Annotated in this window: 26 protein-coding genes; 19 read left to right on the top strand and 7 right to left on the bottom strand. The window is 70.8% G+C overall.

Annotated elements, in window-relative coordinates; all coding sequences use genetic code 11:
- Window positions 1-218: 218 nt before the first annotated feature.
- The 7 genes from IEZ01_RS25615 to IEZ01_RS25585 all read right to left on the bottom strand — a co-directional run bounded on the left by IEZ01_RS25615 (window position 219) and on the right by IEZ01_RS25585 (window position 5,745).
- Window positions 219-1,607: an 8-oxoguanine deaminase gene (locus IEZ01_RS25615; protein WP_189203988.1), complete on the bottom strand. Its 1,389-nt coding sequence runs from the start codon at window positions 1,605-1,607 to the stop codon at window positions 219-221.
- Window positions 1,608-1,655: 48 nt separating this feature from the next.
- Complete coding sequence (locus tag IEZ01_RS25610; protein WP_189203986.1) at window positions 1,656-3,068, bottom strand: nucleobase:cation symporter-2 family protein; 1,413 nt, start codon at window positions 3,066-3,068, stop codon at window positions 1,656-1,658.
- Between the two features lie 68 nt (window positions 3,069-3,136).
- Window positions 3,137-4,060, bottom strand: a complete 924-nt coding sequence (pucL, locus tag IEZ01_RS25605) for a factor-independent urate hydroxylase (protein ID WP_019890378.1) — start codon at window positions 4,058-4,060, stop codon at window positions 3,137-3,139.
- 5 nt (window positions 4,061-4,065) lie between these two features.
- Complete coding sequence (uraH, locus tag IEZ01_RS25600) at window positions 4,066-4,455, bottom strand: hydroxyisourate hydrolase (RefSeq protein ID WP_019890377.1); 390 nt, start codon at window positions 4,453-4,455, stop codon at window positions 4,066-4,068.
- A complete protein-coding gene (uraD, locus tag IEZ01_RS25595; RefSeq protein ID WP_019890376.1) occupies window positions 4,452-4,964 on the bottom strand; it encodes a 2-oxo-4-hydroxy-4-carboxy-5-ureidoimidazoline decarboxylase in 513 nt (170 codons plus the stop codon). The genes uraH and uraD overlap by 4 nt, the downstream gene beginning before the upstream one ends.
- Window positions 4,965-5,116: 152 nt before the next feature.
- Complete coding sequence (locus tag IEZ01_RS25590; RefSeq protein ID WP_189203984.1) at window positions 5,117-5,494, bottom strand: helix-turn-helix domain-containing protein; 378 nt, start codon at window positions 5,492-5,494, stop codon at window positions 5,117-5,119.
- Window positions 5,491-5,745, bottom strand: a complete 255-nt coding sequence (locus IEZ01_RS25585) for a YkoF family thiamine-binding protein (protein WP_078513438.1) — start codon at window positions 5,743-5,745, stop codon at window positions 5,491-5,493. The genes IEZ01_RS25590 and IEZ01_RS25585 overlap by 4 nt, the downstream gene beginning before the upstream one ends.
- A 109-nt stretch (window positions 5,746-5,854) precedes the next feature.
- On the opposite strand from IEZ01_RS25585, the gene IEZ01_RS25580 reads away from it, so the two are divergent.
- The 19 genes from IEZ01_RS25580 to IEZ01_RS25490 all read left to right on the top strand — a co-directional run.
- Window positions 5,855-6,991 (top strand): lytic transglycosylase domain-containing protein, encoded by a 1,137-nt coding sequence (locus IEZ01_RS25580; RefSeq protein WP_229833225.1) that lies wholly within the window; start codon window positions 5,855-5,857, stop codon window positions 6,989-6,991.
- A 53-nt stretch (window positions 6,992-7,044) separates the two neighbouring features.
- Window positions 7,045-8,154, top strand: coding sequence for an RNA polymerase sigma factor (locus IEZ01_RS25575; protein ID WP_189203982.1), 1,110 nt, complete (start codon window positions 7,045-7,047; stop codon window positions 8,152-8,154).
- 122 nt (window positions 8,155-8,276) lie between these two features.
- Window positions 8,277-9,191 (top strand): ABC transporter ATP-binding protein, encoded by a 915-nt coding sequence (locus IEZ01_RS25570; RefSeq protein WP_189203980.1) that lies wholly within the window; start codon window positions 8,277-8,279, stop codon window positions 9,189-9,191.
- Entirely contained in the window at window positions 9,188-9,958 is a 771-nt protein-coding gene (locus IEZ01_RS25565) for an MlaE family ABC transporter permease (protein ID WP_019890371.1), read from the top strand. Before IEZ01_RS25570 ends, IEZ01_RS25565 begins: the two co-directional genes overlap by 4 nt.
- 3 nt (window positions 9,959-9,961) lie before the next feature.
- Window positions 9,962-10,765, top strand: a complete 804-nt coding sequence (locus IEZ01_RS25560; protein WP_019890370.1) for an MlaE family ABC transporter permease — start codon at window positions 9,962-9,964, stop codon at window positions 10,763-10,765.
- A gap of 6 nt (window positions 10,766-10,771) precedes the next feature.
- Window positions 10,772-12,019 (top strand): MCE family protein, encoded by a 1,248-nt coding sequence (locus IEZ01_RS25555; RefSeq protein ID WP_189203978.1) that lies wholly within the window; start codon window positions 10,772-10,774, stop codon window positions 12,017-12,019.
- A complete protein-coding gene (locus IEZ01_RS25550) occupies window positions 12,016-13,053 on the top strand; it encodes an MCE family protein (protein ID WP_028798124.1) in 1,038 nt (345 codons plus the stop codon). The genes IEZ01_RS25555 and IEZ01_RS25550 overlap by 4 nt, the downstream gene beginning before the upstream one ends.
- A gap of 11 nt (window positions 13,054-13,064) precedes the next feature.
- A complete protein-coding gene (locus tag IEZ01_RS25545; protein WP_189204049.1) occupies window positions 13,065-14,045 on the top strand; it encodes an MCE family protein in 981 nt (326 codons plus the stop codon).
- A 59-nt stretch (window positions 14,046-14,104) separates the two neighbouring features.
- The gene (locus tag IEZ01_RS25540) at window positions 14,105-15,217 is read left to right on the top strand and encodes an MCE family protein (RefSeq protein ID WP_028798123.1); all 1,113 of its coding nucleotides are present in this window, start codon (window positions 14,105-14,107) and stop codon (window positions 15,215-15,217) included.
- Window positions 15,214-16,533 (top strand): MCE family protein, encoded by a 1,320-nt coding sequence (locus IEZ01_RS25535; RefSeq protein WP_189203976.1) that lies wholly within the window; start codon window positions 15,214-15,216, stop codon window positions 16,531-16,533. The genes IEZ01_RS25540 and IEZ01_RS25535 overlap by 4 nt, the downstream gene beginning before the upstream one ends.
- Window positions 16,530-17,813 carry an MCE family protein gene (locus tag IEZ01_RS25530; protein WP_019890364.1) on the top strand — a complete coding sequence of 428 codons (1,284 nt, stop codon included), beginning with the start codon at window positions 16,530-16,532 and terminating at the stop codon, window positions 17,811-17,813. The genes IEZ01_RS25535 and IEZ01_RS25530 overlap by 4 nt, the downstream gene beginning before the upstream one ends.
- Window positions 17,810-18,340, top strand: a complete 531-nt coding sequence (locus IEZ01_RS25525; protein ID WP_019890363.1) for an Rv1363c family protein — start codon at window positions 17,810-17,812, stop codon at window positions 18,338-18,340. The genes IEZ01_RS25530 and IEZ01_RS25525 overlap by 4 nt, the downstream gene beginning before the upstream one ends.
- A 31-nt stretch (window positions 18,341-18,371) precedes the next feature.
- On the top strand, window positions 18,372-19,136 hold the full coding sequence (locus IEZ01_RS25520; protein WP_189203975.1) for an Rv1363c family protein: 765 nt from the start codon (window positions 18,372-18,374) through the stop codon (window positions 19,134-19,136).
- A gap of 170 nt (window positions 19,137-19,306) precedes the next feature.
- A complete protein-coding gene (locus IEZ01_RS25515) occupies window positions 19,307-20,140 on the top strand; it encodes a TIM barrel protein (protein ID WP_189203973.1) in 834 nt (277 codons plus the stop codon).
- 41 nt (window positions 20,141-20,181) lie between these two features.
- Window positions 20,182-21,072, top strand: coding sequence for a 2-hydroxy-3-oxopropionate reductase (locus IEZ01_RS25510; protein ID WP_189203971.1), 891 nt, complete (start codon window positions 20,182-20,184; stop codon window positions 21,070-21,072).
- A gap of 169 nt (window positions 21,073-21,241) precedes the next feature.
- Window positions 21,242-22,699, top strand: coding sequence for a catalase (locus tag IEZ01_RS25505; RefSeq protein WP_019890359.1), 1,458 nt, complete (start codon window positions 21,242-21,244; stop codon window positions 22,697-22,699).
- A 484-nt stretch (window positions 22,700-23,183) separates the two neighbouring features.
- Window positions 23,184-24,833 (top strand): FAD-dependent monooxygenase, encoded by a 1,650-nt coding sequence (locus IEZ01_RS25500; RefSeq protein ID WP_189203969.1) that lies wholly within the window; start codon window positions 23,184-23,186, stop codon window positions 24,831-24,833.
- Window positions 24,834-25,007: 174 nt separating this feature from the next.
- On the top strand, window positions 25,008-25,175 hold the full coding sequence (locus tag IEZ01_RS25495; protein ID WP_019890357.1) for a hypothetical protein: 168 nt from the start codon (window positions 25,008-25,010) through the stop codon (window positions 25,173-25,175).
- 73 nt (window positions 25,176-25,248) lie between these two features.
- Window positions 25,249-25,473: peptidoglycan recognition protein family protein (locus tag IEZ01_RS25490; RefSeq protein WP_506417165.1), on the top strand; the 225-nt coding region annotated here is incomplete at its 3' end.

The raw sequence follows: 25,473 nt of genomic DNA, 5'->3' as shown, positions 1-25,473 counted from the left end.
GTCAGGGAGGTGGTGCTAAGTGGTGCATGGTGCAGGTGGGGGGTGCGGTGGTCGCACGGATCCACTCGTGCCCCGTGGCTACGTGGACACGAGTCACCGTTCCGGGGGGCGCCGTACCTCTTTTCGTACGGCACCCCCCGGCGCGGCTGCCATGGGCCCCGCTCGGGTCCATGGCCGCCGGTCGAGGGCCGTCCCCCTCGACCGGACTACCTGGGGGTTCAGGCCTGGGCGGTGATCCGCGCCAGACGCTGGGCCTCGGCACGCGCGTCGCGGGCGATCGCCTCTTCGTCCGCGAACAGCAGCCGGTTGTTCTCCACGATCTGCTTGCCGTTCACGAACGAGGCTGTCACCGGGGCGGCCGCGCCGAAGACGATCGCGGTGACCGGGTCGGCGATCGAGGAGTGACCGAGGCCGTCGATCTTCCAGAGCACGAAGTCGGCGAGCTTGCCCGGCTCGAGGGAGCCGATCGAGTCGGCCCGGCCGAGGACCTGGGCGCCGCCGAACGTACCGAGGCGCAGGGCCTGGCGGGCGTCGAGGGCGGCCTCGCGGTGTGCGCCGAGGCGGTTGATCAGCAGGGCGTTGCGCAGCTCGGTGTGGAGCTCACCGGACTCGTTGGAGGCGGTGCCGTCGACGCCGAGGCCGACCGGGACACCGGCCTTGAGCATGTCGGGGACGCGGGCGATACCCGCGGCCAGACGCGCGTTGGAGGAGGGGCAGTGGGCGACACCGGTCTTCGTCCGGGCGAAGGCCTCGATGTCGGAGTCGTTCATGTGGACGCAGTGGGCCATCCACACGTCCTCGCCGAGGAAGCCGGTGGACTCGAAGTAGTCGGTCGGGCCCATGCCGAAGAGCTCGTGGCAGAACTTCTCCTCCTCCACGGTCTCCGAGCCGTGGGTGTGCATGCGCACCCCGAGCCGGCGGCCGAGGGCGGCGCCCTCGCGGAGAAGCTCGGTGGAGATGGAGAAGGGGGAGCAGGGGGCGACGGCGACCTGGGTCATCGCGTCGAAGGAGGCGTCGTGGTGCTTGTTGACGGTCTCCTCGGTGGCGATGAGCGCACCCTCGGTCGTCTCGACGGCGAAGTCCGGCGGCAGGCCGCCGTCCTTCTCGCTGCGGTCCATGGAGCCGCGGGCCAGGGTGAAGCGGACGCCCATGTCGCGGGCGGCACCGATGATGGCGCCGGACAGGTCGCCGGAGCCCTTCGGGAAGACGTAGTGGTGGTCCATGGCGGTGGTGACGCCGCCACGGGCCATCATCGCGAGAGAGCCCTGTGCGGCGACGCGGACCATCGACTCGTCGATGCGCGACCACGTCGGGTAGAGCGCGACCAGCCAGTTGAAGAGGTTGTGGTCGGTGGCCAGACCGCGCGTGATCCACTGGTAGAAGTGGTGGTGCGTGTTGATCAGGCCGGGCGTGACCAGGTGGCCGGTGCCGTCGATCCGGCGGACGACGTTCTCGAGGCCCTCGGTTGCCTTGCCGGCCCCGATGGACTCGATCTTGTTGTCGGCGACGACGATGTGACCGGAGGCGTACTCCGTGTCGTTGGCGTCGACGGTCGCGATCGCACAGTTCTCGATGATGACGCGCTGGGCTGCCGAAGGTGCTGCCATGGCGGTGCTTCCTTCATTCCTCTTGGGTGGTTTGGGCACGGCAGGACCCTAGGAGGATTTGAGTGCCGGGGCCGGGTGACGGCTCCGGGTGCCGAGATGGTGGAAGAAAAGATTGAGCGTGACCGCGACGAGTGCTCCGGCGCTGATGCCGGAGCCGAGCACGGTCTGTGCCCAGGCGGGGAAATCGGCGTAGAAGGTGGGAGCGGCGAGCGGGATGATGCCCGCTCCGAGTGCGACGGCCACCAGGATGATGTTGGAGCTGTCGTCGAGTCCGGCTTCCGAGAGTGTGCGGATGCCGCTGACCGCGATGGAGCCGAAGAGGACGATACCGGCGCCGCCGAGGACGGGCATCGGGACGGTCGAGACGACCGCGCCGAGGACGGGGAAGGCGCCGAGGACGAGCAGGGCCCCGCCCGCGGCGGCGACGACGTACCGGCTGCGCACCCTGGTGAGGCTGACGACGCCGACGTTCTGGGCGAAGGCGCTGGTCGGGAACCCGCCGAAGACGGGGCCGAGGAGGGTGGCGATGCCGTCGGTGCGCAGGCCCCGGGTGATGGTCCGGCCGTCGGTGCGGCGTTCGCAGATCTCGCCGAGGGCGAGCATGCCGGCGCTGGACTCGGTCATCAGGACGAGCATGACGATGCAGAGCGAGAGGATCGCCGCGGGCTGGAACTCGGGGGCGCCGAAGGCGAAGGGGGCCGGCAGCGCCGCGGTGGGCGCCGCCCGCAGGGCGCTGAAGTCCGCCATGCCGAACGGGATCGCGGCGAGGGTGCCGATGAAGAGCCCGAGCAGCAGGGCGATCTGCTTGACGAAGCCCTTGCCGAAGCGCTGGAAGAGCAGGATGACCACGAGCGTGAAGCCGGCCAGGGCCAGGTACTTCATGGCTCCGAAGTCGGCGGCTTCCCGGTTGCCGCCCTGGGCCCAGCCGACGGGCACGGGCATCAGCGTCACCCCGATGAGGGTGATGACGACGCCGGTGACGAGGGGCGGGAAGAAGCGTAGGAGGCGGCCGAAGAAGGGGCCGACGGCGAGGCAGAAGACTCCGGCGACCATCACCGCGCCGTAGATGGCGGGGAGTTGGTGTCCGGGGGCGCTGGTCTCGGCGATGGCGAGCATCGGCGCGATACCGGCGGAGGAGGCGGCGTTGACGAACGGGAGCCGGTTGCCCGCGAAGCCCGCTGCCCCGAGGGTCTGCAGGAGCGTGGCGAGTCCGGCGATCAGCAGGCCGGCCGCGATGAGCCGGGTCGTCCCGGCCGCGTCGAGGCCCACAGCCTGTCCGATGATGAGCGGAGGGGTGACCACGCCGGCGTACATGGCGGCGATGTGCTGGAGCGCGGCGGGGATGAGCCGCGAGGCAGGCAGCTTCTCGTCCACGGGGTGGACGTCCACCGGGCTCACCGGTGGGGCGTGACACGGGCCTTCGGGTGCCGGCCCCGATGCGGGTGTTGCGGGCGTTGCCATGGAAGTTCCCTCCGGTCTGGTACGTCCCCGCCCGACTGCGGGCGGGCGGGGACGTACTCAGTCCCGCGTCAGAGGTTGGTCATGTCGACCGGGATCTGCGGCTCGGCACCGTCCCGGAGGATGGTGGCCTCGATCAGACCGTAGGGACGGTCCGCCGCGAAGTAGACCTCGTTGTCGTTCTTCAGACCGAACGGCTCCAGGTCCACCAGGAAGTGGTGCTTGTTCGGGAGCGAGAAGCGGACCTCGTCGATCTCCGAACGGTGGTTGATGATGCGCGAACCCATCTGGTACAGCGTCTGCTGGAGCGAGAGGGAGTACGTCTCCGCGAAGGCCTCCAGCATGTGCCGCTTGGTCTGGGCGTAGGAGCGCTCCCAGTTGGGCATGCGCTGCTCGTCGTCGGTCCAGTTGAAGCGCCACCGGCCGGACACCTGGGTCGCGAGGATGCGGTCGTACGCCTCCTGCAGGGTGGTGTACTTGTCCTTGACGTAGCCCCAGAACTCCGAGTTGGTGGAGTTCATGACGATGAGGTCCTTGAGGCCGGAGATGACCTCCCACTTCTCGCCGTCGTAGGTGATCTGCGAGACGCGGGTCTCCTGGCCCTTGCGGACGAAGGAGTGCTTGACGTCGTCGGAGCCGATGAACTTCGAGTTGGCCTCGGAGGTCTCGATGCGCTCCCAGGCGTACTCCTCGATGCGGATGCGTGCCCGGTGGATCGGCTCCTGGCTCGTCACGAAGTGACGGGCGAGGTGGATGCCGAACTGCTCGGCGGACTCGATGCCGTACTCCTTGGCGAACGCGTACACCGTGTTCTTGGTGGTGTCGGTCGGAAGGCAGTTGGCGTTCGAACCCGAGAGGTGGACGTCCGACATGTCGCCGGAGAGGGCGACTGAGACGTTCAGGTCCTTGATGTGGTGGGTGTCGCCGTCCCGCGTGATCTTGACGACGCGGTTCTCTGCTTTGCCGTACTGGTTCTGGCCGAGAATCGTGGGCATGTCTGCTAGCTCCCTCGGTAAACGGAGTAGCCGAACGGGTTGAGCAGCAGCGGTACGTGGTAATGCTCACCCGGCTTGACGGCGAACGTGATCGCCACCTCCGGGAAGAACGCACCGCTGTCCCTTACGCGGGGGGCGTCCTGCTGCGCCTCGGCTTGCTTCTTCGAAAAGTACGCCTCGGTCTCGAAGTCGAGGCGTACGTGGGTGGTGCCCTCCGGCAGGGCCGGCAGGTCCTTGCAGCGTCCGTCCGCGTCGGTGGCCGAGCCTCCGAGCACGGCCCACTCCGCGTCGAAGCCGCTACGGGCCGACAGCGTGATGGCCACGCCTTCGGCGGGGCGGCCGATGCTCGTGTCCAGGATGTGCGTGGACACCGAGGCGGTGGTTTCCGTGCTCATGCGCTCTCTTCCTCTACGAGACGGGTCAGCCGGATGCGGTTGATCTTGCCCAGCTCGGTGCGGACGATCTCCCGTTCCTGGTCTGCCGTGTGGCCGATCCGCTCGCGGATCGCGTCCCGCATCTGCTCGCCGGTCCTGCCGGTGGCGCAGATCAGGAAGACATGACCGAACTTGTCCTGGTAGGCCAGGTTGAGTTCGAGCATGTCGGCCTTGAGCTCCTCGGAGGCCCCGGCCATCCCGCTCTGCTCGCGGGAGGAGGTCGGGTCCCCTGCCTTCGGACGACCGATCGGCGGGTGGCCCGCCATCGCGTCGGCCAGATCCCCGGCGGACAGCTCGGCCATGGCGGCGTCGCTGGCGAGGAAGAGGGCTTCGGCGGTGGCGTACGGGCGCTGGGCGAGAATCTTGCTCCCCCACGCCGAGCTGGAACACACCTCGTGGAGCGCGGCGACGGCGTCGCTCTCCGCCAGGGTGTTGAACCGGGCGAGGCCCGGAGTCGAACCTGAAGTCACGGGAGCCTCCGTGGCTGTTTTCCTGTGCTTGGACGGGCTGCGGATAGCTAACGCCCTCGCCCAACGCTCCGTCAACACTTTGTTGAAACTTCGGTGACACAGAAGCCGCCGTCCCGACATCTGGACGGGGGCCGACCGCGGAGCGTGCTCAGCTACTCACTCTTCGCCGCATTCTCCCTGTTCAGGTAGTTGTACACGGTGAAGCGGCTGACCCCGAGGGCGCCCGCCACCGTCTCGACGCCATGGCGGACGGAGAAGGCACCGCGTGCCTCCAGCGTACGTACGACGGCCTGCTTGGTCTTGCGGTCCAGCTCCGACAGCGGCTTGCCGTGCCGTCGCTCCATCGCCGCGAGGATGTGGTCCAGCGAGTCGGCGAGCTGCGGCAGCCGTACGGCGAGGACGTCCTCGCCCTCCCAAGCGAGGACGACGTCGTCGGCCGCGGCCTGCTCCGGCAGCAGAATCTGGGCGCCCATCGCGTCCACCAGCGGCTTCACCGCGGTGACCAGGGGGTGATCTCCAGGCTCGGTCACTTCTGGTCCTCCCCGATCACATTGACCTGCAGCGAGACCCGGGTGGCGCCCGCGCCCAGGGCCTGGCGGAGGAGGGCGTCGACCGCGGTGAGCACCGCTTCCGCGCCGCCTTCGGCCGTGTTGCCGAACGGACCCACGTCCACGGCGTCGAGATCGGCCCCCTGGATGACCTCACGGGCCACCACGGCGTGGGCCGGTGCCTCGTCGAGGTCGAAGGGCTCTGTCGTGAACTCCACTCTCAGTCGCTGCATGCCCCCACGGTATGCAATCGCGGCACCCGCGTGCGACGGACGGGGGCTACCGGCCCGTAGAGGAGGTGACCAGGACGGTCGCACATGTCGACAGGGAGGGGCGTACGCCATGAAAGCAGCGCACAGAGGCAGGGCGGTCCGGGGAACGGTGGCCGCCGCGGCGGCGATGGCTGCGCTGAGCGCGTCGCAGGCACCGGGGGCGTCGGCCTCGGCGGCCCGGGAGACCGTGCCGGCCGTGCCCGGGTCGAGCGTCTCCGGCGACTCGCCGTACCGCACGGAGCTGCCGCCGCTGCGGACGCCGGGCGTGGACGCGGCGGAGAAGGGGCGGCGCGTGGCGGCGGGCCGGACGTCGGAGGCGGGCGCGGCGGCGACGGGTGGCGGCACGCTGCCGGCCACGGTGTTCACCGCGTACCGGCGGGCGGAGGAGCGGTTGGCGGACAGCGCGCCCGGCTGCGGCCTGCGGTGGCAACTGCTGGCGGCGATCGGCCAGGTGGAGTCGGGGCAGGCCCGGGGTGGCCGGGTCGGCGCGGACGGTACGACGCTGACGCCGATCCTGGGGCCGCACCTGGACGGCAACGGGTTCGCGCTGATCCGGGACACGGACGGCGGCGCGTACGACGGGGACGCGGTGTACGACCGGGCGGTCGGCCCCATGCAGTTCATCCCGTCCACGTGGGCGGTCTGGGGCGCCGACGCCAACGGGGACGGGGTGGCCGACCCCGGCAACATCCACGACGCGGCGCTCGCGGCGGGGCGTTACCTGTGCGCGGGCGGGCGGAACCTGTCCGACCCGTACGACCTGGACCGGGCGATCCTCGGCTACAACCACTCGTCCGCCTACCTGCGGACGGTGAAGGCCTGGTTCGCGTACTTCCTGAAAGGCCACCGAGTGGTCCCGGACGTGGCTGGGGCGGGGGCGCACCCCGAGACGCCGTCGAAGGCGCCCGCGCGGCCGGCCGGCCCGGGTTCGGGTTCCGGTTCAGCTTCCGGTGGCGACGGGCGCGGTGCCCGGCCCTCGGCCGAGCCGTCGCGCAAGCCCGTGCCCACGGCCGCCCCTTCCCCGTCGCCGTCGCCCTCGTCGTCGCCGAAGCCGTCGCCGTCGCCGTCGACGACGCGGCCGGGCACCCCTACGGAACCTGCGCTTCCGGTTCCGGATGTCGAGGACGTCCTGCCTGGTAGGCCCGTGGGCAACGGTAAGGACTCGATGGCCGCCGCCCCCTCCACAACTCCGGATACCCAGCGGTAATGTCGCGGTCCGCCGGGCGGCAGGGACCGGCGGGTGAGCGCGAAGGGGCCCTCATGGCTACGGACAGGCACGCACCGTCCGACGGTGACCGCTGGCAGCGGGCGTGGAGCCACCGCGAGCAGTTGCTCAAGGTGGCCCGCCGCAGGTCCATGAGCCTGGAGGACGCCGAGGACGCCGTACACGAGGCGATGCTGCGGGCCGCCGAGCAGCCGCACCTCGACGACGAGCGCCTCGGCGCCTGGCTCACCACGGTGACCATGCGGCTGTGCGTCGACCGCCACCGGCAGGTCCACCGCGAGGCCGACCCCGGCCGGGCGGCCGCGCTGGTGCCGCCCGGCCCCGCGCCGGTGGACGAGCTGGTGTGCGACCGGGCCGAGGCGAAGTGGCTTGCCGTACGGAGCGGGGAGCTGCCCGCGCGGCAGGCGGAGGCGCTCTGGCTCAAGTCCGAGGACCTCGACGTGGGCCAGGTCGCCCGCAAGATGGGCCTGAGCTACCGGACCGTCGAGTCCCTGCTCGCCCGGGCCCGCCGCACGCTGCGCAACTCCCTGGCGGCCACGCTGGCACTGGCCCTGTGGCTGTGCGGGCGCGGCCGGCCGCGCGGCACTCAGTTGGTGGTGGCCGCCGCCTCGACAGCGGCCACCATCGCCGTGGCCGGGTTCGTGGTGCCGTACGCCCACGACTGGGCCCCGCCCGCCGTCGCCCCGGCCACGTCCGGGGCCGCCGACGTACGTACCACCGACGGCGCCCGCCCGCCATTCGCGTCCCCGGACACCCCGGCGGCCTGGGAACGGCGGCCCGCGCCGCCGGGCACCCGGAGCGGCGCCCCGTCCTCGTCCCCGCTGCTCCCGGACCCTGCGCTCCCGTCCCTCCCGCCACTGCCGCCGCTCCCTGACGCGGCCGTCCCGCCGGTACCGGAGGTGCCGGCGGTGCCGCAGGTGCCCGAGGTGCCGAAGGTGGTCCTCCCCTCCGTACCGGACCTTCCGTCGGGGAACGTCACCACGCTCGACACCCCATCGACGCCGGCCGCGCCCTCCATACCCCCGGCGCCCACGCCGCCCGTGCCCCGGTCGCCGACGCCGCCTCCGGCACCCTCACCGCCGCTCCCGGCCGGCGCACCCGATCCCCGCGAGCCCTCCGTCGGCCTGCCTTCCGGAGGTCGGTGACCCGGCCCGGTTTCCGCCCTGGTTTCCGCCCGGTAAAAAACTTGCGACTCGTCGCGACGGACGGGCCGCCCCTCCCCGTAGAGCAGATGTCGGAGCTGCTCCACGGCTGAAGGGTGAACCGGATGGGTGTCGAGATCTGTGTGGAAGGGCTGACCAAGTCCTTCGGCCACCAGGTCATCTGGCAGGACGTCTCGCTGACGCTGCCCGCCGGGCAGATCTCGGTCATGCTCGGGCCCTCGGGCACGGGCAAGTCGGTGTTCCTCAAGACGCTGGTGGGGCTGCTGAAGCCCGACCGGGGGTCGATCGTGATCGCGGGCCAGGACATCACCGAGCTGCGAGAGCACGACCTGTACGAGGTGCGCAAGCTGTTCGGCGTGCTGTTCCAGGACGGCGCGCTGTTCGGGTCGATGAACCTGTACGACAACATCGCTTTCCCGCTGCGCGAACACACCCGCAAGCCCGAGAGCGAGGTCCGGCGGATCGTCCTGGAGAAGATGGACATGGTCGGGCTGATCGGTGCCGAGGAGAAGCTGCCCGGCGAGATATCCGGCGGTATGCGCAAGCGGGCCGGGCTGGCACGGGCGCTGGTCCTCGATCCGGAGATCATCCTCTTCGACGAGCCGGACTCGGGCCTCGACCCGGTGCGGGTGGCGTACCTGAACCAACTGATCGTCGACCTCAACGCCCAGATCGACGCGACCTTCCTGATCGTCACGCACGACATCGCCTCCGCCCGCCAGGTGCCGGACAACATCGGGCTGCTGTTCCGGCGTGAGCTGGTGATGTTCGGGCCCCGGGAGGAGCTGCTGACCAGCGAGGAGCCGGTCGTACGGCAGTTCCTGAACGGGCGCATGCAGGGGCCGATCGGCATGGCGGAGGAGAAGGACGCCGCCCAGGTCGAGCAGGAGCTGGCCCAGATCGACGAGGTGGCCGCACCGGCCGTCATGACGCCCCGGCTGCTGCCGAGCACCGGGATCGACCGGCCCGACCGCTGGAAGGACATCGCCCGGCGCGAGCAGGAGGCGGTGGCGAAATGAGCCTCTCCCCCATCGGCGCCCTGCGGCAGTCGGGCAGCCTCTTCGCGATGACCCTGGACGTCCTGCGCACCCTCCCCCGGCGGCCGTTCCAGGTGCGGGAGTTCATCCAGCAGGCCTGGTTCATCGCGAGCGTCACGATCCTCCCCACCGCCCTGGTCTCGATCCCCTTCGGCGCGGTCATCGCCCTCCAGATCGGCAGCCTGACGCGCCAGCTCGGCGCCCAGTCGTTCTCGGGCGCGGCCTCCGTGCTCGCCGTGCTGCGCGAGGCGTCGCCGATCGTGACGGCGCTGCTGATCGCGGGCGCGGGCGGCACAGCGATCTGCGCGGACCTCGGGGCGCGCAAGATCCGCGAGGAGATCGACGCGATGCAGGTGCTGGGGATCGACCCGATCCACCGGCTCGTCGTCCCCCGGGTCCTGGCGTCGATGGTGGTGGCGGTCCTCCTCAACGGCCTGGTCTCCGTCGTCGGCGTCGCGGGTGGCTACTTCTTCAACGTCGTGCTCCAAAACGGCACGCCCGGCGCGTATCTCGCCTCCTTCACCTCGCTCGCGCAGATCTCCGACCTGTGGGCGGCCGAGTTCAAGGCGCTGGTCTTCGGCGCCATCTCGGCGATCGTCGCCTCGTACAAGGGGCTGACGGCGAAGGGCGGGCCGAAGGGCGTCGGCGACGCCGTGAACCAGTCCGTGGTGATCACCTTCATGTTGCTGTTCGTGACCAACTTCGTACTGACCGCCGTGTACTTCCAACTCGTTCCGCAGAGGGGTTGACGCATGGCTCTGTTGCACCGCCTGGAGGAGCTGGGCGCCCAACTCGTCTTCTACGGCCGCTCGCTGGCCTGGACCGGCCGCACCCTGCGCCGCTACAAGAAGGAGGTCCTGCGGCTGCTGGCCGAGGTGAGCTTCGGGCGCGGCGCGCTCGCGGTGGTCGGCGGCACGGTCGGGGTCATCGCGTTCCTGTCCTTCTTCACCGGCACGGAGGTCGGGCTCCAGGGGTACGCGGCCCTCAACCAGCTCGGCACGTCGAACTTCGTGGCGTTCCTGTCCGCGTACTTCAACACCCGGGAGATCGCCCCGCTGGTGGCCGGGCTCGCGCTGTCGGCGACCGTCGGGGCCGGGTTCACCGCCCAGTTGGGCGCGATGCGGATCAGCGAGGAGACGGACGCGCTGGAGGTGATGGGTGTCCCCTCGCTGCCGTTCCTGGTCACCACCCGGATGATCGCCGGTTTCGTGGCGGTGATCCCGCTGTACGTGGTGGGGCTGCTGTCCTCGTACTTCGCCGCCCGGACCATCACTACCGGCTACTACGGCCAGTCGGCGGGCACGTACGACCACTACTTCCAGCAGTACCTGCCACCGGTGGACGTGCTGTGGTCCTTCGGCAAGGTGATCGTCTTCGCCGTCGTGATCATCCTGGTGCACTGCTACTACGGCTACTACGCGAGCGGCGGCCCGGCCGGGGTCGGTGTCGCGGTGGGCCGCGGCGTGCGCACCTCCATCGTCGCCATCAACGTCCTTGACTTCTTCCTCAGCCTGGCGATCTGGGGCGCCAGCACGACGGTACGGATTGCGGGGTAGGTGCCGATGCGTACGCCTGTGAAACTGCGCCTGTACGGGGTGGTCTTCATCGCCGCCCTCGCCCTGCTGCTGTCGCTGTCCGTCGCCGTCTACCAGCAGGTGTTCACGTCCGTCGTGCGGATCACGCTGGAGGCCGGCACGCTCGGCAACCAGTTGGAGCCGCGCGCCGACGTCAAGCTGCGCGGGCTGCTGGTCGGCGAGGTCCGCGAGGTGCGGGCCGACGGCGAGAAGGCCACCCTGGACCTCGCCCTCAAGCCGGAGCACGTGTCGCGCATCCCGGCCGATGTCCGGGCGCGGCTGCTGCCGAAGACGCTGTTCGGCGAGAAGTACGTCGATCTCGTCGCCCCTCCGGGCTCGCAGGCGCGCCCCATCCGCGCCGGCGACGTCATCAGCCAGGACCGCACCAGGGCCGGCATGGAGGTGCAGCAACTGATGAACGACCTGCTGCCGCTGCTGAGGACGGTGAAGCCCGCCGAACTGAACGCCACGCTCTCCGCGTTCGCCACCGCGCTGGAGGGCCGGGGCGACCGGATCGGCGACAACCTCGTACGCGTCGAGGACTACCTGAGCAAGCTGAACCCGCACATGCCGTCCATCAAGGAGAACATCTCGCGGTTCGCCGATGTGGCCGAGGTGTACGGGGATGCCGCGCCCGATCTGATGAACATCCTGCGCAACACCATCACCACCAGCCGCACCCTCGTCGAGAAGCAGGACCAGCTCGCCGCCCTGTTCACCTCCGCGGCCACCATGTCGGGCACCGCCGACGCGTACCTGGACGAGAACGGCGAACGGCTGATCACCCTGGGCCGCGTCTCCCGCCCCACGCTGGCGCTGTTCGCCCGGTACGCACCGGAGTACCCGTGCCTGCTCAAGGGCCTGGTGAGGCAGGAGGAGGCGGCGGAAGAGACCTTCAGAGGCGGAGAAATGCGCATCACCCTGGAAATCGTCCGCCCCCGCCCGGGGTACGAGCCCGGCGAGGAGCCTCGCTACCGCGAGCGGTCGGGCCCCGACTGCCGTGGGCTTCCCGGCCCCGGCGTCCCGGCCGGGCACACCAAGCTCGACGACGGTACGCGTGACGTGCGCCCCGGCGACGGGCCCGTCGCCCACCAGTCGTCCGCCACGGCGGCCGAGCAGCGGGCCGTGAGCTCGCTCGTGGCGCCCGTCATGGGCGTACCGGCCGACGAGGTGCCGGCGGTGGCGACCCTGCTCTTCGGCCCGATGGCCCGGGGGACGGCGGTGAGCGTCGCATGAGCCGGACGAAGAGCGCACGGAGCACGGCGGCTCCATTGATCAAGTTCGGCCTGTTCGCGGTAGTGACGATCCTCGCGACGACGCTGCTCGCGGGCACCATCGTCAGCATCTCCTTCACGCCCGAGCACACCTACAAGGCCGTGTTCAGCGATGTGACGAGCCTGGAGGAGGGCGACGACATCCGGGTGGCGGGCGTGCGGGTCGGTGAGGTGGAGGACATCGCCATCAAGGACCGGACGCTGGCGGAGGTCACGTTCACGGTCACCGAGGACCGTCCTCTGCTCAGCAGCACAGGCGCCGTCATCCGCTACCGCAGCCTGGTCGGGCAGCGGTACATCGCGCTGACGGAAGGCGCGGGCGACGGCACCCGACTGCCGCCCGGCGGGACGATCCCGCTGTCGCGCACCCAGCCGGCGCTGGACCTGAACGCGCTGCTGAACGGGTTCAAGCCGCTGTTCGCGGCGCTCAGCCCGAAGGACGTCAACCAGCTCGCCACCGAGATCATCAAGACGCTCCAGGGCGAGGGCGGCACGGTCAACAGCCTCCTCGCGCACACCGCCTCCCTGACGACCACGCTGGCCGACCGGGACCAACTGATCGGCTCCGTGATCAGCAACCTCAACACGGTGCTGGCGACGCTCGACAAGCGCGGCGCCCGCTTCTCGGGGCTCATCCAGCAGCTCCAGAGGGTGATCTCGGGGCTGTCGGCGGACCGCAAGCCCATCGGGGAGTCGCTGGTGAACATCAACAACCTGACGGAGGCCACGTCCGGCCTGCTCGAGGACGCCCGGCCGCCGCTGAAGGCCGACATCGCCGAGCTGACCGAGCTGACCGGAACGCTCAACGAGAACGAGAAGACCGTGGAGGGCGTGCTGAAGCGGCTGCCGAACAAGCTCAACAAGCTGACGAGGACCGCCTCGTACGGCTCGTGGTTCAACTTCTACCTCTGTGACTTCGACGGCCGGATCGTGCTGCCGAAGACCAAGGAGGTCATCACCCCCGAGCTCCACGTCGCCCGGGCGAGGTGCGCATGAAACGGCCCCGCATGATTCCGTTCCGCGACCGGAACCCGGTGACCATCGGGGCGGCCGGCCTGACCGCGCTCGCGCTGCTGACCGTCGCCGCGTTCAACGCCGACAGCCTGCCGCTGATCGGCGACGGCGAGACGTACAGCGCGGCCTTCTCGGAGGCGGGCGGCCTGAAGCCCGGCGACGAGGTGCGCATCGCCGGAGTGAAGGTCGGCAAGGTCGACGAGGTGGACCTGGACGGCGACCACGTCAAGGTGGTGTTCCGGGTCAAGGGCGATCCCGCGTTCGGTACGAGGACGGGCGCGGCGATCCGCATCAAGACGATCCTCGGCGCCAAGTACCTGGCGCTGGAGCCGAAGGGGCCGGGGCAGCTCCGGCCGGGCAGCGAGATCCCGCTGAACCGGACGACACCCGCGTACGACGTCGTGGCGGCCTTCAGTGACCTGACCAACACGACCGAGCAGGTCGACACCGAGCGGCTGGCGACGGCCCTGGACACCATCTCCACCACTTTCGAGGACTCCCCCGCCGAGGTGCGGGCGTCCATCCAGGGCCTGTCGCGGATCTCCCGTACGGTCGCCTCCCGCGACCAGGCGCTGCGCGAGCTCCTCGCCCACGCCAACGGGGTGAGCGGGGTGCTCGCCGAGCGGTCGGGCGAGTTCTCCAGGCTGGTCAAGGACGGCGACAAGCTGTTCACGGAGATCGCGAGACGGCGGGCGGCGATCCACGCGCTGCTCAAGAGCTCCGCTGCCGTGGGGATCCAACTGTCCGGGCTCGTCAAGGACAACAACAAGGAGATCGGGCCCGCGCTGAAGGGCCTGAACCAGGTGGTGGCGATGCTCGAACGCAACCAGGCGAGCCTGGACCGCTCCATCAAGCTGATGGCCCCCTACGTCCGGGTCTTCACCAACACCCTCGGCAACGGGCGCTGGTTCGACAGCTACATCCAGAACATGGTCGCCGCTCCGGTGGTCCCGCGCACGGGAGGTTCGTCGTGAAAGTGCCACGCGTGAAGGTGCCGCGCCTGAAGGCGCCGGGTACGAAGGCGCGCCGGGCGGTGGCGGTCGTCGTCGCCCTCGCGGTCGTCGCCACGGCCACCGTGGTGCTGTGGCCCACCGCCGAGCCCGTCCGGATCACGGCGTACTTCCCCCGGACGGTCGGCATCTACCCAGGCTCGGACGTGCGGGTGCTGGGGGTGCGGATCGGCGAGGTCAAGGAGATCACCCCGCAGGGCGAGCGGGTGAAGGTGACGCTGGAGTACGACGCCGGGCGCGAGGTCCCGGCGGACGCCAGGGCGGCCATCATCAACTCGTCGGTCGTCAGCGACCGTTACGTCCAGCTCCTGCCGGTGTACAAGGGCGGCGAGCGGATGCGGGACGGCGACGTCATCCCGGAGCACCGCACGGCCGTGCCGGTCGAGCTGGACCGGGTCTTCGACAGCCTGCGCACGACGGCGGATGCGCTCGGCCCGCGCGGCGCGAACAAGGACGGCTCGCTGTCCCGGCTGCTGGGCGTGAGCGCGGACAACCTTCAGGGGCAGGGCGCGAACCTGCACCAGACCGTGGAGGACCTGTCCCTGGCCGTGACGACGCTGTCCGACGGGCGCCAGGATCTGTTCGGGACGGTGCGCAACCTCCAGGTGTTCACGGCGGCGCTTGCGGCCGACGACAAGAGCGTCCGGTCGTTCAACGACAGCCTGTCGAAGGTGGCCGACCAGCTCGCGGCCGAGCGCAAGGACCTGGCGGCGACGCTGCGGCACCTGGGCGTGGCGCTGGCGGACGTGTCGGAGTTCGTACGGAAGAACAAGAAGTCCCTGACGTCGAACGTGGAGGGGCTGTCCAAGGTCACCAAGGTGCTGGTGACGCAGCGCGCCGCGCTGGCGGAGGTGCTGAAGGTGGCGCCGACCGGGCTGTCGAACCTTCAGAACGCCTACAACCCGTCCTCCGGGACCCTCGACACCCGTAACAACCCCGACCAGCCCCAGGACCCGGCCTCGCTGCTGTGCTCGCTGCTGAGCACGACGGGCGAGGCGAAGGCGGCGGACTGCGCCGAGCTGAAGAAGCTGTTCGCCTCCCTTCCGGAGCTGGGTTCGGCGCCGCCCGCCGCGCCGGCCGCCGGGACCGGCCCGGTCGACCGGACGCTGGGCGGAATCCTGGAGGAGGACGTATGAGGCACCTCCGGGTGACCGTCGCGGTGTGGTCGGCGGCCGGTTCGCTGCTGCTGACGGGCTGCGACTTCGACGGGCTGCACGACGTGCAGTTGCCGGGCGGCGCGGCCGCCGACGGCGACGCGTACCGGGTGACGGTCGAGTTCCGGGACGTCCTGGACCTGGTGCCGCAGTCGGCGGTGAAGGTCAACAACGTGACCGTCGGCGCGGTCGAGAAGGTGGAACTGGACGGCTGGCACGCGCGCGTGCGGCTGCGCGTCGACGACTCGGTGAAACTGCCGGGCAACGCGGTCGCCGAGCTGCGCCAGACCAGCATGCTCGGCGAGAAGTACGTGGCCCTGTCCGCGCCCGTGGACGTGGCGCCCGCCGGGCGGCTGAAGGACGGGGCACGCATCCCGCTGTCCCGCAGCGGCCGCAACCCGGAGATCGAGGAGGTGCTGTCCGCGCTGTCGGCGCTGCTCAACGGTGGCGGCGTGGCCCAGCTCAAGACGATCACCACGGAGCTCAACAAGGCCCTGGAGGGCCGGGAAAACCGGGTCAAGGCGCTGCTGGGCGAACTGGACACGTTCATCGGCGGGCTCGACGCTCAGCGCACGGAGATCGTCCGCGCCCTGAGCGGCATAGACCGGCTCTCCAAGCGCCTGGCGGCGGAGAAGAAGACGATCGCGGCCGCCGTCGACACCGTACCGCCGGCGCTGAAGGTGCTGGCGGACCAGCGGACCAAGCTGACCGCGATGCTCACGTCCCTGTCGGCGCTGAGCACGACCGGGACGAAGGTGATCAACGCATCGCGTGACGACGTGGTCGCCAACCTGCGGGCGCTGCGGCCCATCCTGGAGCAGCTCAACAAGGCGGGCGACGATCTGCCGAACGCGCTGGAGCTGCTGACGACGTATCCGTTCCCGCGCAACTCCGTGGACGCCATCAAGGGCGACTACGTCAACCTCAAGATCACCGCCGATCTGGACCTGGCGAGCATCTACGGCAATCTCCGCGACCAGCCGGCCAAGCCCGGGATCCCGGCTCTGCCCGGTGTCCCGGACGCTCCCGGCCTTCCGGAGGTGCCGGGCGTGCCCGAGGTGCCCGGGGTTCCCGTGCCGGAGGTCCCGGGTGACCCGAAGGCCCCGGACGTCCCGGGCGTACCGCAGCCGGTTCCGCCGCCACCGGGGCCCTCCCGCCCCTCGGACGACGGCGATCCGCTCTGCCCGCCGGTGTGCACGGTGGCGCACATGTCCGCGTCCGCGGGGGAGCGGGACGGTATCCCGGCCGGGACGAACGTCTCCCTCGCGGAGCTGATGCTGAAGGGGATGCTGCTGTGATCACCCGTACGGTCAAGGCCCAGCTCGTCGCCTTCGCCACCGTGACGGCCGTGGGCGTGTCGTACGTCGGCGCCGAGTACACGGGGCTGGTCGACGCCCTCCTGGACCGCGGCTACACCGTGAACGCCGACTTCGCCGACTCCGGGGGCGTGTTCAAGGGCGCCGAGGTCACCTACCGGGGGGTGCCGGTCGGCCGGGTCGGCGAGCTGCGGCTGACGGACGGCGACGGGGTGACGGTGGTCCTGGACATCGAGGACGGGGCGCGCATCCCGGCGGACACGCTGGCGGTGGTGGCCAACCGGTCGGCGGTCGGCGAGCAGTACGTCGACCTCCAGCCGCGCGGTTCGGGCGGCCCCTACCTGGGAGACGGCTCCACCATCGCCCGCCGCGACACGCGCGTGCCGCTGCCCGCCACGGACCTGATTGTCAGCCTGGACCGGCTGGTGAACTCCGTCGGCAAGGACGACCTGCGCATCACGGTCGACGAGCTGGGCAAGGCCTTCTCGGGCACCGGTCCGGAGCTGAGCAGGCTGGTGGACTCGGGGAACCTGCTCGTGGAGTCGGCGTCCGACTCGCTGCCCCAGACCGTGTCGCTGATCGAGGACTCGCGCACGGTCCTGAAGACGCAGGCCGACAAGGGCTCGGCGATCCGCTCCTTCTCCGAGGACCTGGCCGCGCTGACTGCCGAGCTGAAGTCGAGCGACGGCGACATCCGGCGGCTGATCGGCGCCGGGGCGCCCGCGGCCCAGGAGGTGAACTCGCTGCTGACGACCACCCGGCCCCACCTGCCGGTCCTGCTCGGCAACCTGATCAGCGGCGGCCAGATCACGGTGGCCCGGCTGCCCGGGGTGGAGCAGGCGCTGGTCACGTTCCCCGTGGTGGTGGCGGGCAGTTACACCGTGATCCCGGGCGACGGCACCACCCACTTCGGGCTGGTCGCCGGCCAGGACGACCCGCCGGCGTGCCGGCAGGGGTACGGGACCCAGCGCCGCGACCCGGCCGACACCGCCGAACGGCCGGCCAACACCGCCGCGCGCTGCTCGGCCCCGCGCGGCGCCGCCACGTCCGTGCGCGGCGCGCAGCACGCGCCCGGCCCCTCGGGGGACTCCCGCGCGGGCCGGGGCGCCGACCCGGCCGCGCACGTCACCCCCTACGACCCGGCGACCGGCAGGGCGGCCGGGCCGGACGGAACGACCGTCGAGATCGGCTCGACCGGCGGTGAACAGAGTGTGTTCGGAAAGGACTCGTGGCAATGGCTGCTCGTCGGACCCATGGCATGACAGGCGCGCCGTTCGCCTCCGCGATACGCCGCCTGCGGGAGGCCGCCCGCCGGGGCAGGGCGCTGTCCGCGACGCTGGCGGGGGTGACCCTCCTCGTGACGGCCCTGTCCGGGTGGCTGGCGCTCCAGGTGTACGAGCAGCGCACCGAGGAGCAACGGCGCCAGGACATCCTGGCCGCGGCGCGCCAGTCGGCGCTCAACTTCACCTCGCTCGACTACCGGCACTACGACCGGGACAGCGCGAACGTGCTGAAGGGCGCCACCGGTGACTTCAAGGACCAGTTCGCGGCGCAGACCGCCGAGCTGACCAAGCTGGTGGCCGCGAACAAGTCGGTGTCCCAGGGCCAGGTCCTGGAGGCGGGCATCACCCGCGCCGACGACCGCAGCGCCCGCGTCCTGGTGGTCGCCGACAGCAAGGTCACCAATACCGCCGCCCCGCAGGGGCAGGCCCGTACGTACCGGCTCCAGCTCGACCTCGTCCACGAGGGCGGGCGCTGGCTGACGTCCGACGTCGAGTTCGTCGGCTGATCCGGCCGAGTCGGCTGAAAGGACCCTTCTGATGGCGAACACGAGTCTTCGAGGCCGGGGCGGCGCCGGCTCCCCCGCCCGCCGCTCCCTGTCGGCCGCCGCCCGCGCGGCCGCGAAGCGCAGCGAGCGCACCGAACGTCCCGAGGGGGGTGTGCCGGCCGTGGTGGCCGGCCGCACCCTCCGCCCCGAGGACCCGCCTCCGGCCGGCCGGGCGCCGGAACCGGACTGGGAGGCACCGGGCTGGGAGGGCGCGGACGAGGAGGCGGCGGAGGCGCCGGCACGGGCGCCCGGACGGAGGCGGGGCCTGCTGTGCGCCCTCCTGGCGCTGGTGGCCATGCTGGGGCTGGTCGCGGCCGTCCTGCTGGCGCTGGAGTACCGGGACGGGCGGGAGGCCGAGCGGGCGCGGGCCGAGGCGGCGGCGGCCGCGCGGCGGGCGGCGCCCGTCGTCCTGTCGTACGACCACCGGCATCTGGACCGGGACTTCGCGGCGGCACGCGGCCACCTCACCGGCGCGTTCCGGGACGAGTACCGGAGGACCACCACGAGCGTGGTGGCGCCGACCGCGCGGAAGTACCGGGGCGTGGTCAAGGCGACGGTGGTGGAGCCGCCGGGCGGCGGTGACCCGGCCGTGTCGGTGGTGTCGGCGTCGCCGGACCGGGCGGTCGTGCTGCTCTTCGTGAACCAGGTGACCACGAGCACCCAGGTGTCGGGTCCCCGCGTCGACCTGAACCGGGTGCGGATGACCCTCGCACGTACGTCCGGCGGCTGGAAGGTGAGCGCCGTGGACGCGTTGTAGCAGGTTGTAGCGGTGTACAAGCCTCCAAGGCGCCTTTCGGGCCACGCCCGGAAGGCGCCTTTCTTGTGCGCCGTTTTGTGGGCCGCTCTTGACAGCCCTCCCCCACTCCAGGCAATCTTCCGTTAAGCAGAAACGAACTTCCGCAATACGGAAGGAGCGCCGAACCCCTCATGGGATACACGGACCAGCGCTTCGATGTGAACCTTTCGATCCTCTTCACGGAACTCCCGCTGCTGGAGCGCCCTGCGGCCGCCGCCGCCGCGGGCTTCGGCGCGGTCGAGCTGTGGTGGCCCTGGATCGACACCGCCACGCCCGCCCAGAGCGAGCTCGACGCCCTCAAGAAGGCGCTCGACGACGCCGGCACCCAGCTGGTGGGCCTCAACTTCTACGCCGGGCAGCTGCCCGGTCCGGACCGCGGCGCGGTCTCCGTCCCCGGTGAGGAGTCGGAGCGCTTCCGCGCCAACATCGACATCGCCGCGGACTTCGCCGCCTCGGTCGGCTGCAAGGCGCTCAACGCGCTCTACGGCAACCGGGTCGAGGGTGTCGACCCGGCCGTCCAGGACGAGCTCGCCCTGGAGAACCTGGTCCTGGCGGCCCGCGCGGCCGACCGGGTCGGGGCGATCCTCCTGATCGAGACCCTCAACAAGCCGGAATCCCCGCTCTACCCGCTGGTGAGCGCGGAGGCCGCGATCGAGGTCGTCGACAAGGTCAACGAGGCCACCGGACTCGGCAACGCCAAGTTCCTGCTCGACATCTACCACCTGTCGATGAACGGCGAGGACGTCGGCCAGGCCATCGCGCGGTACGCCGACAAGACGGGGCACGTCCAGATCGCCGACAACCCGGGCCGTGGCGCGCCGGGCACCGGCGAGCTCCCCCTGGAGCAGCTCCTCGACGAGCTCAAGAAGGCCGGTTACGACGGCTGGGTCGGCCTGGAGTACAAGGCCGCCGACGCCGCCGCGTCCCTCGAGTGGCTCCCGGCCGAGGCCCGCGCCGCCCGCTGACTTCTTCCCGTACCACCAGTTTTTTGAGAGGCACCCTCATCATGAGCAATCTCCCCAAGGTCGCGTGGATCGGTCTCGGCATCATGGGCTCGCCCATGTCCGAGAACCTGATCAAGGCCGGATACCCGGTCACCGGCTTCACCCTTGAGCAGGACAAGCTGGAGCGCCTGGCCGCCGCCGGCGGTACGGCCGCCGGCTCGATCGCCGAGGCCGTCAAGGACGCCGACGTGATCATCACGATGGTGCCCGCCTCCCCGCAGGTCGAGGCCATCTCCTACGGCCCCGAGGGCATCCTGGAGAACGCCAGGTCGGGTGCGCTGATCATCGACATGTCGTCGATCACGCCGCAGACCTCCGTCGACCTGGCCAAGAACGCCGCCGAGAAAGGCCTGCGGGTCCTGGACGCCCCGGTCTCCGGCGGCGAGGCCGGTGCCATCGAGGCCGTACTGTCGATCATGGTCGGTGGCGAGCAGGCGGACTTCGACGCCGCCCTGCCGATCCTCGAGGCCCTGGGCAAGACCATCGTCCTGTGCGGCCCGCACGGCTCCGGCCAGACGGTGAAGGCCGCCAACCAGCTCATCGTCGCGGTGAACATCCAGGCCTGCGCCGAGGCTGTCGTCTTCCTCGAGAAGTCCGGCGTGAACCTCCAGGCCGCCCTGGACGTCCTCAACGGCGGTCTGGCCGGCTCCACGGTCCTGACCCGCAAGAAGGACAACTTCCTCAACCGGGACTTCAAGCCCGGCTTCCGTATCGACCTGCACCACAAGGACATGGGCATCGTCACCGACGCCGCCCGCAACGTCGGTGCCGCGCTGCCGGTCGGCGCCGTGGTTGCCCAGCTGGTCGCCTCCCTGCGCGCGCAGGGCGACGGCGGCCTGGACCACTCGGCCCTGCTCCGCGCCGTCGAGCGGCTCTCCGGCTCGCAGGTCTGATCCACAGATTTCCGGTCGGCGGCGGCGCTGACACCTGTCCTGTCGCGCCCAGGCGCCGCCGCCGACCGGAACACCACACCTCATTTTCAACAAACTGTTGACGAGAGGTTCGGGACGTACTTACGCTCCTGGCACCCTCAGCAGTGCAGCTCCCGTACGGAAGGTCTCCATGTCGAAGCGCGTGCTCACGACCGAGTCCGGCGCCCCGGTCGCCGACAACCAGAACTCCGCCACCGCCGGCGTCGGTGGCCCTCTCCTGCTGCAGGACCAGCACCTGCTGGAGAAGCTGGCCCGCTTCAACCGGGAGCGCATCCCGGAGCGCGTCGTGCACGCCCGCGGTTCCGGTGCGTACGGCTTCTTCGAGGTGACCGACGACGTCACCGCCTTCACCAAGGCGGACTTCCTGAACGAGATCGGCAAGAAGACCGAGCTCTTCATCCGCTTCTCCACCGTGGCCGACTCGCTCGGCGGCGCGGACGCCGTCCGTGACCCGCGCGGCTTCGCGGTGAAGTTCTACACCGAAGAGGGCAACTACGACCTCGTCGGCAACAACACCCCGGTGTTCTTCATCAAGGACCCGATCAAGTTCCCCGACTTCATCCACTCCCAGAAGCGCGACCCCTTCACGGGCAAGCAGGAGCCGGACAACGTCTGGGACTTCTGGGCCCACGCCCCCGAGGCCACGCACCAGGTGACCTGGCTGATGGGTGACCGCGGCATCCCGGCGTCGTACCGCCACATGAACGGCTACGGCTCGCACACCTACCAGTGGACCAACGAGGCGGGCGAGGCCTTCTTCGTCAAGTACCACTTCAAGACGAACCAGGGTGTGCGCTCGCTCTCCGCGGACCAGGCCGCCGAGCTCGTCGGCAAGGACGCCAACAGCCATCAGACCGACCTGCTGCAGGCCATCGAGCGCGGTGTGAACCCCTCCTGGACCCTGTACGTGCAGATCATGCCGGCGGCCGAGGCGGCGAACTACCGCTTCAACCCGTTCGACCTCACCAAGGTGTGGCCGCACGCCGACTACCCGCTGCAGCGCGTGGGCCGCCTGGTCCTCGACCGCAACCCGGACAACGTCTTCGCCGAGGTCGAGCAGGCCGCGTTCTCCCCGAACAACTTCGTGCCGGGCATCGGCCCGTCGCCGGACAAGATGCTCCAGGGCCGACTGTTCGCGTACGCCGACGCGCACCGCTACCGCCTCGGTGTGAACCACACCCAGCTGCCGGTGAACGCCCCCAAGGCCGCGGTGGCGGACAACTACGGCCGCGACGGCTTCATGGCCACCCGCAACGGCTCGCGCCACGACAAGAACTACGAGCCCAACTCGTACTCCGGCCCGGCCCAGACGGACGCGGCCCTCTCCGCCCCGCTGGCGATCAGCGGCTGGACGGGCACCCACGAGGCCCCGCTGCACGTCAAGGACGACGACTTCTTCCAGGCCGGTGAGCTCTACCGCCTGATGTCGGAGGACGAGAAGAAGCGTCTGGTGGCGAACATCGCCGGCGGCCTGTCCCAGGTCTCCCGCGAGGACGTCATCGAGAAGAACCTGGCCCACTTCCACGCCGCCGACCCGGACTACGGCAAGCGTGTCGAGGAGGCGGTCCGCGCCCTGCGCGAGGACTGATCGCTCCATGGACCGCGTACGGATCCTGACGGGAGGTCAAGATTCGTACGCAGTCCGGACCCCGGCCCGGATGAGGGGTGGCCGGCGGTCCGGACGGCGTGAGGACCGCGGCGGCGTGCGAGCCAGTGCGGTGGTAAGGGTGCCGGCCCCCTTCTTGACCTGAAGGAAGGGACCCGGCCAACCCGTCGCCGCTGCCGCGGTCCCAGCGACGGCCCGTATCCGGGCCCCAGTACCCCGCCCGGCGGCGCGAACGTCCTGTCGCGCCAGCCTCGCACCGTCGGGCGGCAACAACTCCCCAAGCTAGAGCGCGTGGTCGGTTTACGGTCCCGACCACGCGCTCTTCCCTTTGCCCGGTGACCAGGCGGACATACGGACGAGTGGCAGGACCGACCGCGAGCCGCTCCGCCCCGCAGTGGCCGCCCGCCCCTGTCGGGCGCACGATGAAAGGGGATCCGTGCGGCGGGGGCGACGGTGGGAGAGGGCTGTGGTGCGCTCCGAGCGGGATCATCGGGTCGATGTGCTCGTCGTGGGGGCCGGGCCCGTCGGGCTGACCGTGGCCGGGGAGCTGCGGCGGCGTGGGGTCGGCTGTCGGGTGGTCGATCGGCTCGGGGCGCGGCTTCCGTACGCCAAGGCCGTCGGCGTTCAGCCCCGCACCCTGGAGGTCTGGGACCGGATGGGGCTGGTCCGGGCGGCTCTGGAGGCCGCCGTGCCGATGCGAGGGCAGCTGCTCTACGTGAACGGCGCCGAGCGGGGCCGGATCGACCTCCGGCTGCCGCCCGAGGTGCCGTACACCTTCGCCGCACTGCCGCAGTACGAGACCGAGCGGCTGCTGGAGGAGCATCTCGCGCGGTTCGGGACCCGTATCGAGCGCGGGGTCGAGCTCGTGTCGTTCACCCAGGACGCGGACGGGGTGACCAGCCAGGTCACCACCGCGCAGGGCGGGCAGGAGGAGATCCGCTCGCGGTATCTGGTCGGCTGCGACGGGGCGCACTCCCTCGTCCGCAAGACGCTCGGCCTGACCTTCGAGGGTGACGCGTTCCCGGAGGAGTACATGCTCGGGGACGTGGAGGTCGACTGGGACCTGCCGTACGGGTACGGGCTGCGCGCCACGCACGTCGACGAGGGCGGCGCCGTCGACGACGTGCTCGTGTGCATCCCGCTGCCCGGCCGGTGCCGCTACCGCATGTCGATGCTGGTGCCGCCCGAACTGTCCGCCGCGTCCGCCGCCCAGAACCGTCCGGAGGGCGGAGAGCGGATCGCCCACGGTCTGGAAGGCGGACGCGTGCCCGGCCTGCCCCACATCCAGGCCGTCCTGGACCGGCTCTCGCCGCAGCCCACGACGGCGTCGACACTGCGCTGGTCCTCGGTGTTCCGCATCAGCCACCGGCTGGTGAACCGTTACGGCGAGGGCCGGGTCTTCGTCGCGGGCGACGCCGCGCACATCCATCCGCCGACCGGCGCGCAGGGCATGAACACCGGCATCCAGGACGCCTGGAACCTTGCCTGGAAGCTCGCCCTCGCCGTCGAGGGCGCCGCCGGCCCCGCCCTGACGGCCAGCTACGACGCCGAGCGCCGGCCCGTCGGCGAGGAGGTCGTCGGCCGTACCGTCCGGCACGCGCGCCAGGGCATCGAGGCCGACCAGGAGGACCCCGGCACGGTGATGCTGCGCGAGGCGCAGCTCCTCGTCGGCTACCGCGATTCCCCCCTCACCGGCCCGTCCGCCGACACGCCCGGGCCGCGGCCCGGCGACCGCGCCCCCGACTGCACCGGCCTGACGACGGAGCTCGCGACCTTCCCCATGCGCCTGTACGACGTCCTGCGCGACCGCGAGTACGTGCTGCTCTTCTACGTGGACGGGGAGGCCGGCGATCTCACGCAACTCGTCGCGGCAGCCCAGAACATGGCCAGGGACCGGCTGGACGCCTGTCTGGTCCTCGCCGACGGCGCGACCGGGCCGGACGGCGGGCATCTGCCCGTCTACCGCGACTCCCAGGGCGAGTTCGCCCGGCTCTACGCCGTCGACGGGCCCACCGCGTTCGTCGTCCGGCCGGACGGCTATCTGGGGGCGCGCTCTTCCCCGCCCGACCTGGCGGCCCTGTCCGCCCACCTCTCAGCGGTCTTCACCACGCCCTGAGGGGCACCTGACGGGCATCTGCCAGACAGCCAGTCGCTGGACAAACGTTCGCACCCGGCGTCACACTTGGCGCAGCAGCACATCTGTGCCCGTCGACCTACAAGGCCCCCGGAGATCTTCCGGGGGCCTTTGTCGTGCGGGCGCACATCCCAACTCTCCGCAGAAAGGCCACCGATGCGCATCACCGTGACATCCGGGGACCGGCAGGTGCACATCCACATCAAGGGCAACTCGGTCCGCAAGCTCCAGGAAGCCGAAGCCGCCGCCCAGCGCCTGCTCGACGCCGCGCCCAAGAGCCCGCCGAAGACCCCCATCGGCTTCACCGCCGAAGCCCCCGGCTGAGCACGCCCCACCGCTCCCGGTCCCCCAGCCCCGTGCCGTCCGGCCGGGGCTTTTCTCTTGCCCTGGAGGCCTCATGAAGCTGATCCGGCGGTCCGCGTGGGGAGCCCGCGCGTACCGCACACCCGGTGGCGCGACCCCGTACGCCCGGCCGCGCCGCGGGGTCAAGATCCACTACCTCGGCAGCCACTACACCGACCGTCCGCACGACCGCTGCGCCGCCCATGTCCGCTCCCTTCAGGACTCCCACATGGACGGCAACGGCTGGTCCGACATCGGCTACTCGTTCGTCGTCTGCACC

The sequence above is a fragment of the Streptomyces purpureus genome (assembly GCF_014648195.1).
GTDB classification, from domain to species: Bacteria; Actinomycetota; Actinomycetes; order Streptomycetales; family Streptomycetaceae; genus Streptomyces; species Streptomyces purpureus.
The sequence above is the reverse complement of the archived record's forward strand: the minus strand, read 5'-3'. Positions and strand labels throughout refer to the sequence as shown.

Coding starts and splice junctions, on each gene's coding strand:
- pucL (WP_019890378.1), bottom strand. CDS start 4,060: ATGCCCACGATTCTCGGCCAGAACCAGTACGGCAAAGCAGAGAACCGC.
- IEZ01_RS25505 (WP_019890359.1), top strand. CDS start 21,242: ATGTCGAAGCGCGTGCTCACGACCGAGTCCGGCGCCCCGGTCGCCGAC.
- IEZ01_RS25575 (WP_189203982.1), top strand. CDS start 7,045: ATGGCTACGGACAGGCACGCACCGTCCGACGGTGACCGCTGGCAGCGG.
- IEZ01_RS25580 (WP_229833225.1), top strand. CDS start 5,855: ATGAAAGCAGCGCACAGAGGCAGGGCGGTCCGGGGAACGGTGGCCGCC.
- IEZ01_RS25585 (WP_078513438.1), bottom strand. CDS start 5,745: ATGCAGCGACTGAGAGTGGAGTTCACGACAGAGCCCTTCGACCTCGAC.
- IEZ01_RS25560 (WP_019890370.1), top strand. CDS start 9,962: ATGGCTCTGTTGCACCGCCTGGAGGAGCTGGGCGCCCAACTCGTCTTC.
- IEZ01_RS25520 (WP_189203975.1), top strand. CDS start 18,372: ATGGCGAACACGAGTCTTCGAGGCCGGGGCGGCGCCGGCTCCCCCGCC.
- IEZ01_RS25510 (WP_189203971.1), top strand. CDS start 20,182: ATGAGCAATCTCCCCAAGGTCGCGTGGATCGGTCTCGGCATCATGGGC.
- IEZ01_RS25565 (WP_019890371.1), top strand. CDS start 9,188: ATGAGCCTCTCCCCCATCGGCGCCCTGCGGCAGTCGGGCAGCCTCTTC.
- IEZ01_RS25545 (WP_189204049.1), top strand. CDS start 13,065: ATGATTCCGTTCCGCGACCGGAACCCGGTGACCATCGGGGCGGCCGGC.
- IEZ01_RS25515 (WP_189203973.1), top strand. CDS start 19,307: ATGGGATACACGGACCAGCGCTTCGATGTGAACCTTTCGATCCTCTTC.
- IEZ01_RS25525 (WP_019890363.1), top strand. CDS start 17,810: ATGACAGGCGCGCCGTTCGCCTCCGCGATACGCCGCCTGCGGGAGGCC.
- IEZ01_RS25495 (WP_019890357.1), top strand. CDS start 25,008: ATGCGCATCACCGTGACATCCGGGGACCGGCAGGTGCACATCCACATC.
- uraH (WP_019890377.1), bottom strand. CDS start 4,455: ATGAGCACGGAAACCACCGCCTCGGTGTCCACGCACATCCTGGACACG.
- IEZ01_RS25610 (WP_189203986.1), bottom strand. CDS start 3,068: ATGGCAACGCCCGCAACACCCGCATCGGGGCCGGCACCCGAAGGCCCG.
- IEZ01_RS25555 (WP_189203978.1), top strand. CDS start 10,772: ATGCGTACGCCTGTGAAACTGCGCCTGTACGGGGTGGTCTTCATCGCC.
- IEZ01_RS25615 (WP_189203988.1), bottom strand. CDS start 1,607: ATGGCAGCACCTTCGGCAGCCCAGCGCGTCATCATCGAGAACTGTGCG.
- IEZ01_RS25535 (WP_189203976.1), top strand. CDS start 15,214: ATGAGGCACCTCCGGGTGACCGTCGCGGTGTGGTCGGCGGCCGGTTCG.
- IEZ01_RS25550 (WP_028798124.1), top strand. CDS start 12,016: ATGAGCCGGACGAAGAGCGCACGGAGCACGGCGGCTCCATTGATCAAG.
- IEZ01_RS25570 (WP_189203980.1), top strand. CDS start 8,277: ATGGGTGTCGAGATCTGTGTGGAAGGGCTGACCAAGTCCTTCGGCCAC.